This is a genomic window from Mycobacterium sp. TH-M15 (assembly GCF_057473705.1).
The window spans coordinates 1-2,138 of record NZ_JBYCLB010000151.1 but is presented as its reverse complement, the minus strand read 5'-3'; the positions used below and the strand labels follow the sequence as shown (position 1 = coordinate 2,138).

The window sequence follows — 2,138 nt, the reverse complement described above, 5'->3', positions numbered from 1 at the left end:
CACCGCCCGCCCGCATGCCCACGCCGAGTCGTTCCCGGTGTTCTGCTGCCAGGTGGTGGTGCTCAGCACGCCGTTGTCGGTGGTTATCGGCCCGGGTGCCCACTGCGATCCGCTCTGGGTGTGCGTGTAGGTGTGACACGAGGTCCACAGCTCGGCCTCGATCTGGACGAAGCTGGTGGCCCGTTTGGCGGTCGGAAACAGCACCACCACCTGATCGACGTAGTGGTCGAACTGCTCGCCGTCGCGCAGCGTCTGCCCGCGGACATCGAGGTAGCCGGTGTTCTCGTACACCGCGAACTGTCCGGCCCCGTCGATCGGCAGGCACTCCCTGGGCTCCATCGTGTCGCGATCGTCGGTGAGCTCGGTGCGCCGCTGGGTGACCCGCATGTCGGTCGCCTCCATGATCAGGTCGACCTGGTCGGCGGTGAGCAGCAGCCCCTTGAGCACGGCCTCACCGACCGGCGACACCGTCGTCGTGGCGAGGGAGGAGATCGCCGCGGAGCCCGAGTGGCTGCCGCCGCCGCACCCGACGGCGACGGTGGCTGCGCTCGCGGCGACGAACGCGGTACGTAGACAGCGCATCTGCCACCACCTCCACTCCCGGATGGTTCTCCGCGAGCCTAGCGCGCTCGAGCCGCGCGGCGGGTGCGATCACGCCGACCGGAGCACCACCCGCAGCTGGTCGGCCAGGTCGCCGCGATCACCGACGGCCACCCCGCCCAGGCCCAGCCAGGACGCCATCGTGGTCAGCTCACCGGCCAGCGCGGCGGCCACCCGGGACCGCGGCCGGTCGGCTTCGGCGAACGCCCCGACCACCTGCAGCACGCCTCGGCCGCGGTCGGCCTTGAGATCCACCCGCGCGACCAGCTCGCCGTCCAGCAGCAGCGGCCACACGTAGTAGCCGTGCCGGCGCCGGGCGGCCGGGGTGTAGATCTCGATCCGGTAGTGGAAGCCGAACAGCCGCTGCACCCGCGGCCGGAAGAAGATCAGCGGGTCGAACGGGCAGAGCAGCGCGGTGCCGCGGTCCCGGCGCGGGACCGGCTGCCCGGCCCGCAGATACCCCGGGGAGGTCCAGCCCGCCACGTCGACCGGCTCCAGTTCGCCGTCGGCGACCAGCCCGGCGATCGCCGGCCTGGCCTGCCCCGCCGACAGCCGGAAGTAGTCGCGCAGGTCGGCTTCGGTGCCGACCCCCAACGCTCCGGCCGCCCGCAGCACCAGCTCGCGCACCGCCTCATCGTCGTCCACCTCGCGGGCCAGCACCCGCGCCGGCAGCACGTTCTCCACCAGATCGTAGTGCCGGGCGAACCCGATCCGGGTGGCGGTGGTCAGCACTCCGGCCGCGAACAGCGCCTCGGCCACCCATTTGGTGTCGCTGCGGTTCCACCAGGGACCCTTGCTCGCCGCCCGCGGCGCACGGGACAGGTGCGCCTCGATCCGTCCGGCGGTGGCCGGCCCGATCTCGGCCACCGCGGCGACAACGGCGTCGACCAGTCGGGGGTTCGCCCGCACCGCGTGCGTCCCCCACCGGCCGTGGCGCCACCGGCGCATCCGCCAGCGCAGCAACGGCCAGTCCTCGACGGCCATCAGCGCGGCTTCGTGCGCCCAGTACTCGACCAGCAGCCGTGGCGCGCGTGCCGTGTGACTCCACGCGGCCCGGTCCAGCATCGCGCGGTCGTAGGGCCCGAGCCGGCTGAACACCGGGGCGTAGTGGGCGCGCACCGCCACCGACACCGAGTCCAGCTGCAGCACCTGGATGCGGCCGATCAGCCGGCGCAGATGCGCCCGGGTGATCGGGCCATGCGGTGCCGGACCGGCGAATCCCTGTGCGGCAACCGCGATCCGACGGGCCTGCGACGCGGTGAGCCCGGCGCGGGAGACCGCCATCAGCGCCGGTAGCTGCGGAACCGGTAGCGCAGGCCGGCACCGCTGGTGAGCCACTCCCCCGACGTCACCCGCCAGTCGGCACCGATCGGCGGGGCCAGCGCATCGCCGTCCCGGGGCGGCACGTCGAGGTCGACCTCGGTGATCTCGCAGCGGGCGGCCAGCGGCAACGCCAGCGCATAGATCTGCGCACCACCGATCACCCAGGTCTGCCCGTCGCCGAGCGCGGCGGCCAGGGTCTCCACCACGTCGGCGCC

The 2,138-nt window shown here is 73.4% G+C and carries 3 protein-coding genes; all 3 read right to left on the bottom strand.

All coding sequences use genetic code 11. From position 1 onward, the window contains the following. Positions 1-582: sensor domain-containing protein (locus AC2VNT_RS03650; RefSeq protein WP_486945560.1), on the bottom strand; the 582-nt coding region annotated here is incomplete at its 3' end. 69 nt (positions 583-651) lie between these two features. After that, entirely contained in the window at positions 652-1,884 is a 1,233-nt protein-coding gene (locus AC2VNT_RS03645; protein WP_486945559.1) for a winged helix-turn-helix domain-containing protein, read from the bottom strand. Continuing rightward, on the bottom strand, positions 1,884-2,138 hold a 255-nt coding region (locus AC2VNT_RS03640; RefSeq protein ID WP_486945558.1), incomplete at its 5' end, for a dihydrofolate reductase. The genes AC2VNT_RS03640 and AC2VNT_RS03645, both read right to left, overlap by 1 nt.